We start from the raw sequence: 6082 nt of genomic DNA on the forward strand, positions 1-6082 counted from the left end.
GACTTCCGCCTCACCCCCGCGCACGAAGGGCGGCCGTCAGCGGCAACCGCGTGGCAACGAACGCGGGAATGAGGCCGCCAAGCGCGCCGATAGCGAGGCCGAGAAGACCCGCGATGACAGCGACATCCGAGGTTACCGAAAGCTCGAACGCCAGCCGCGTATTGTTGGCCCCGATGGTGCTCGCCTGCCAGCCATTGAAGCCGAGCCAGGACACGACGAGACCGGAGGCAACGCCGACGGCGGCCAGGAAAACGGCCTCCACCCAGGTACCGATGAAGGCTGCAAACCGCTGGAACCCGAGCGCCCGGACGGTGGCGATCTCGACCGTCCTGTCGGAAACCGAACTCATCATCGTGTTCAGCGCTCCGGCCGTCGCGCCGATGGCCATCAGCAGCGCCAGCGGCCAGGCAAACAGCCGGATGAGCCGTGTCGTCCGCTCGGATTGCGCCGCGTAGAGATCAGCCTCGGTCCTCGCCACGAGAGGCACGGTGCCGAGCGTCGATAGCCGGGCCTGCAACAGCATCAGACCGGAAGGCTCCATCAGCCGCAACCGCAGGCTCTGCACCTCGTTCTGACGATCGAAGCCAGCGCGGACCGCATCGAGATCGGCCCAGATCTCGGACTCGAATGCGCTGCCATGGGCGGAAAACCGCCCGACGACCATCCAGTCGATGGTGCCGAGGCGCACACTGCGCCCGACAGTGAGGCCGAGCGCCGTGGCAAGCTGATCACCCACCACGATTTCCCGCGCACCCGGCGCGAAGAGCCGACCTTGCGACACCACAATCTGATCGCGCATGGTCGCCCCCGCGCCATCCATGCCGCGCACCGCCACCGTGCGGACCGCCTGATCGGCGACCGTGCTGACATCGACGGCCACGACGACCTCCCGTGACGAAACGATGCGCCCCGCCCCATCCCGGACAACACCGATATCGCCCGTCGTCGCCTGCAAGGCACGGATGGTCTCCGTCGGGATATCCGAGCCGTTCTCCTGCTGCGCGCCGCCACCGAGGATGACCGCGACCATAGGCGATCCTGCCCCGGCAAGTGCCCTCTCGAACCCCTTCGCCAGCGCGAGAAACCCTGCAAGCACGCACACCACCAAGGCAATGGACAAAGCCATCGACAGCGAAATGGCGAGCCGGCGCGGCAGGCTGAGAAGATTGACCCGGACCATGAAGCCGGCCTGTCGGATGAGCGTGGACATGAAAATCACCGTGTTCTGAAGGCGTTGATGACGGGAATACGCAGCGCCGCGATGGCCGGCAGAGCGCCTGTGGCAAGGCTGAGGCCGGCCATGATGGCCACTCCTTTGATGAGCACCATGGACGAGAACACGAGGCCAAGCTCCGGACCGGCAACCTGCGCGGCCAGCCACGCCAGCAACAACCCGATGCCGCCGCCGAGCAGAAAGATGAACGACGTCTCGACGAGGATGAGCGTGACGATGTGCGATCTCGAGAAACCGAGCGTCTTGAGGACGCCGATCTCGAAGGTCCGTTCGCGAATGGCGAAGATCATCGTGTTGACGACGATCATCAGGAGCGTGATGAATGCCGCACCGACGACGAGGTTCACGAGCAGGCCGACATCCGCATATTGCCGCAGGAAGGCTTCGAGGAACTGCTTTTCCGACTGCGTGCGCGTGGGACTGGCGGAGTTGGCAAATTGCGCATCGATACGGGCGGCAAGCACGGCTGGCGACACCTGCGCGGAGGGCCTGACAACGAAAGCATCGACAGTGTCCCGTCCCCGCGCGCGCATGGCATTCACGTAGTCATAGCGCGCAATCATGAAATAGGTGTCGGTGGATGCCGTTTCGCCCTCGAAAATACCCGCAATTTCGAAACGCCAGTCGCGACCGCCATCCTGCCCGGTCACGTTGAAGGCCGTGATGGCGACCCGTTGCCCGACCGCCCAGCCCTGAGCATCTGCCAGCGCCCGACCGACGAGCACCCGATCGCGCGCCACCTCCATAGCCTGGAGAAGCGCCGGCGTCAGCCCCAGGCCTTTGCCGTTGACGTCCATCAGCCGCGGCATGTCAGCGGCACTCACCGCGACGACGTTCTTCTCGACCTCCACGAAGCCACGCAAGCGGGTGACATAAGCAACGCCTGCGACATCGGGAATGGCAGAAAGAGCAGCAAGAGACGCCATCGGCAACGCCTGAGTCCGCCCGCCGGCGCTCGTCACGCCGAGGATATCTTCGCTCGCCGCCGAGGCGCCCTGCGCCCCGTCGAGAAAACTCGTCGTCAGACCGTAGATCAGAAACGCCATGGCAATGCAGACCATGAGGAGCATTGCACGCAGTGGCTTCCGCAATGCGTTTCGTCTTGCAAGATCGAGGAAGGTCATTCCGCAGCCCTCGATTCTTCGATGAAAACACCCTTGTCGAGATGCAGGGTCCGTTTCGCACGACGTGCCGCCTGAGGGTCGTGGGTCACCATGAGGATCGTCTTGCCCAACACCTGATTGAGCGTCTGCAACATGTCCAGAACATCATCGGCGGAGGCGCGATCGAGATCGCCGGTCGGCTCGTCGCAGAGCAGCAGGCCGGGATCGGCAACGATGGCACGGGCAATGCCGACACGCTGCTGCTGCCCGCCCGACATCATGCCCGGATAGTGTCGCTCGCGACCGGAAAGCCCCACGAGATCGAGTACGCGCTCCACCCGGAGACGTCGCTCGCGGGCCGACACCGGCTTGAGCAGGAGCGGCAGTTCGACATTCTCGGCTGCAGTCAGCATCGGTAAAAGATTATAGAACTGGAAGACGATCCCCATGTGGTGCGCCCGCCAGGACCCACGCGCCGCCTCGCCCATCTGGTCGAGATGATGCGTGCCGATGCGCACGCGCCCGGCATCCGGACGGTCGATCCCGGCGAGCATGTTGAGAAGCGTCGATTTGCCCGAACCCGACGGGCCCATGACGGCGACAAAGTCACCGCGCGGAATGGCAAGATCGAGGTTCGAGAAAATGGGGATCGCCTGTCCTGCAACACGATATGCCTTGCTGACACTCTCAAGCTGAATGTAGATGTCCTGCGCCCCGGTCATTGCTCGGTGCCTCCTGTCGTGTTGAGGGAAATGCGAAGACGCACCGCCATGTTGGGCCGCAAGCCTTTCGGTGGATCGATGAGATCGAGGCGAAGTGTCACCGTGCCCTTCTCGGCCGAAGCCACGGGGGCGAGACGCCGGATCGCGACCCGGAAGGGCTGGTCCGGAAAGGCATCGAGCACGGCCTCACCGACGAGACCCGGAGCGAGCGCTGCAAGATTGACCTCAGCAACCTCGGCATCGATCGCCAGACGGTTCATGTCGGCCAGCATCAGCAGGCTCTGGTCTTCGCGGACACTGTCCGCACGAGCAAGAACCGTATCGCCGACATGCGCGGAAACACCTGTGACCGTTCCGGCGAAAGGCGCCAGAACCGTCTGCTGATCGAGGCGATCCTGCGCCATCCGCAGCGATATATCAGCGCTCTCGACAGATTGTCGTGCCTGCGCCGCGGCATTCTCGGCCTGCTGCTGACGAACGCGAGCCACATCGAGCGCAACTCGCGAAACGGCATCGCTAACGAACAGACGCTCCATCCGGCTCCGCTCCGTCTCGCTCTGGGCAAGGTCGATGCGCCGGGCAGCTTCTTGCAGTTCCGCCGCCGCCTTTGCAACCTGCGCCTGCTCAAGGGCGAACCGGGCGTCGCTGTCCTCCAGCACGATGAGCACCTGTCCACGCCGCACGACATCGCCGGCCTCGACTGCGACATTGATCACCCGCCCCTCATATTTCGAGAAAAGGCGCGTTCCCTGCTCCGCAACGACGAAGCCGGATCCCGTGATTTCACGAGCGGCGGACGTGGAGATCGGTGGAGATATCTGCTCGGATCCAGCCTTCGCAACGGATTCCGCAGACTGGTTCTTTTCGCCCTCAGGTTGTTGTACCTTGGCGCCTATGAACGACACAGACCACGGACGATACACAAGGGCTGCGCTACCGATACCGACCACGATTACCAGCAGACCAAGAATGAAAATCGGCCGTCGCGAGAGTTTCCGCGGCGGAACATGAGCAGGTTCAAAAGAGAGCGAACCGAGCGTCTCGACAAGCGAGAGAGGGGGTCTTGCGGGGTGTTGAATATGTTTGTTCATGCCGTCAGGCTGAACCAGAAATATTCCCTCAGAGACCAAAAACAGGATCGAGACAGTGCTAAATCGCGATCGAGGTCGCCCGCTGTCGCCATTGCAGCGGTGTCATCTCGGTCACCCGCTTGAACTCGCGGTTGAAATTCGACTTCGTCTGAAAGCCGACGTCGAACATGATATCCGTCACCGACCGGTCGGTTTCTGCCAGGAGCTGGCACGACTCGGCGATGCGCTGCTCGTTCACAAATTGCGAAACGTTCTTGCCGGTCGCCCGGTTGATCGCCAATGAGATCTGCCGCGCCGGGATGCCCGCTTTCCGAGCCAGCCGATCGAGATTGAGATCGACGTCGCGATAAACACGCTTTACTTGCATCAACACTTCGATGACCGCCAGCGTCTCCGTGTCCTCGGATACGATCACGTCCGGAGGAAGGCTTGCCGCCGTTGCCGGCTCCGGCGGAGAGCCGGTGGACGCCGCCGCAACGGACAGGATCACGAGCAGGCACAGGTTACCGATCGCAATCACCGGCGGCACATACTCGCCGTGCGTCCAGAGGAGATCCAGGGCAACGAACGTATCGACCGCGGCCGAGAGGAGAAGAGACGAAGCTGCAAATAGAATAGCCCGATAAGCCGGCGCGACGTCCTCGAACGGCGCCGCCCTTAATGCGTCCGCGCCAGGCCGCATGAGAAGCAGAATGGCGAATGCGTACCCGATGAATTCGCTGATAAGAACGACATCGATCACGTCACGAGATGTGAGGAGGAGGAGAACAACAGCCAAGGCAGGGATGGCGTGCACCATAATGCGCCTCAAACCAAGGCGCGTCCTTCCGCGGACGAGCTGTATGACACCGGCATAAACCAGCGGTGGAACAAGCGCCGCCCCCACAGGCGCCAGAAACATCACAGCCCTGATGTCGTATCCCCAACGCAAGCCTGAGAGAACCGATTGCCACATGCTGATGGTAATCAACGCGAGCAAAGGCATATTCCGTGGCGATCCGCTGTCCCGCCTGATGACGACGGCGAGAAGGATAAACAATAGAAGAGCGACGACGAAGGGAAGCGGGACGAAGGGCATGTAAAATCTTCAGAATTGTGCAGAGGACGAAGCACCATGCAGGATTTCGATCTTCACCGCGACCTCGATCATGATCGAGGGCTCATAATCGAGCGGCCCACCGCGCCTTGAGGGAGAGAGGCAAATTGTCGAGGACGTTGGCGCGATAAGACGACGACCTGGATTTATAGTACCGGCGAGAGGTCGGAATACCCGCTGATAGAAACAATCATGAGGCAGGGCACATGCAGCGAGACTGAAGTCGCCCAAGGCCGCATTCTTGCTACCTTGCTACCAGCCAAGAGAGGTCGTTGGCTGTAGGTCTTGTACGCTGCTAACACTGCCCGGCTGCAACAAACTGCTGCTTTCCGCACCTTCGCCAGCCTCATGAGCCGCCCCGCGTTCATTGGGAACCGAATGAGATAGAGGGAGCGTGCCGCAGTTTTGCTCAGCCTCCCCTGCCCTGCTTTCAAGTCGCAAGGCGTCGTCTTGTATACAGTGAGGACTGTATATCATAGCCGTCGTTCTGTCACTCTGCCGGTCTATTTCCGCCTCAGCGTCATGCCGGCACGACAAAACCCCCGGGGCGGGCGCCTACGGGGGTTTGTTTTGTGTGCAGTATGACGGATTTGATTTGGTTGCGGGGGCAGGATTTGAACCTGCGGCCTTCAGGTTATGAGCCTGACGAGCTACCGGGCTGCTCCACCCCGCGGAAGGGAAAGGGACTGAGATTGTTTGAGAAGATGGTATATGTTTGCCTTTAGCAGACCTGGCAGCGACCGACTCTCCCGCGTCTTAAGACGAAGTACCATAGGCGCTGGGGCGTTTCACGGCCGTGTTCGGAATGGGAACGGGTGCGGCCACCCCGCCAGAAC

5 protein-coding genes, 1 tRNA gene and 1 rRNA gene are annotated in these 6082 nt (G+C 61.8%); all 7 read right to left on the minus strand.

The features are described from left to right. Positions 1–10 precede the first annotated feature (10 nt). Complete coding sequence (locus tag BSG19_RS05145; RefSeq protein ID WP_092985657.1) at positions 11–1210, minus strand: ABC transporter permease; 1200 nt, start codon at positions 1208–1210, stop codon at positions 11–13. A 5-nt stretch (positions 1211–1215) separates the two neighbouring features. Beyond that, positions 1216–2358 (minus strand): ABC transporter permease, encoded by a 1143-nt coding sequence (locus BSG19_RS05150; protein ID WP_092985399.1) that lies wholly within the window; start codon positions 2356–2358, stop codon positions 1216–1218. After that, positions 2355–3059 (minus strand): ABC transporter ATP-binding protein, encoded by a 705-nt coding sequence (locus BSG19_RS05155; protein ID WP_092985401.1) that lies wholly within the window; start codon positions 3057–3059, stop codon positions 2355–2357. Before BSG19_RS05155 ends, BSG19_RS05150 begins: the two co-directional genes overlap by 4 nt. Beyond that, positions 3056–4150: an efflux RND transporter periplasmic adaptor subunit gene (locus BSG19_RS05160; protein ID WP_092985403.1), complete on the minus strand. Its 1095-nt coding sequence runs from the start codon at positions 4148–4150 to the stop codon at positions 3056–3058. Before BSG19_RS05160 ends, BSG19_RS05155 begins: the two co-directional genes overlap by 4 nt. 58 nt (positions 4151–4208) lie before the next feature. Further along, complete coding sequence (locus tag BSG19_RS05165; protein WP_092985405.1) at positions 4209–5228, minus strand: helix-turn-helix domain-containing protein; 1020 nt, start codon at positions 5226–5228, stop codon at positions 4209–4211. Between the two features lie 614 nt (positions 5229–5842). Then, positions 5843–5919: transfer RNA gene (locus BSG19_RS05170), tRNA-Met, on the minus strand. A gap of 55 nt (positions 5920–5974) precedes the next feature. Beyond that, positions 5975–6082: ribosomal RNA gene (gene rrf / locus BSG19_RS05175) — 5S ribosomal RNA — on the minus strand; the annotation flags it as partial.

Source organism: Rhizobium sp. NFR03, assembly GCF_900111275.1.
Taxonomy (GTDB): domain Bacteria; phylum Pseudomonadota; class Alphaproteobacteria; order Rhizobiales; family Rhizobiaceae; genus Ferranicluibacter.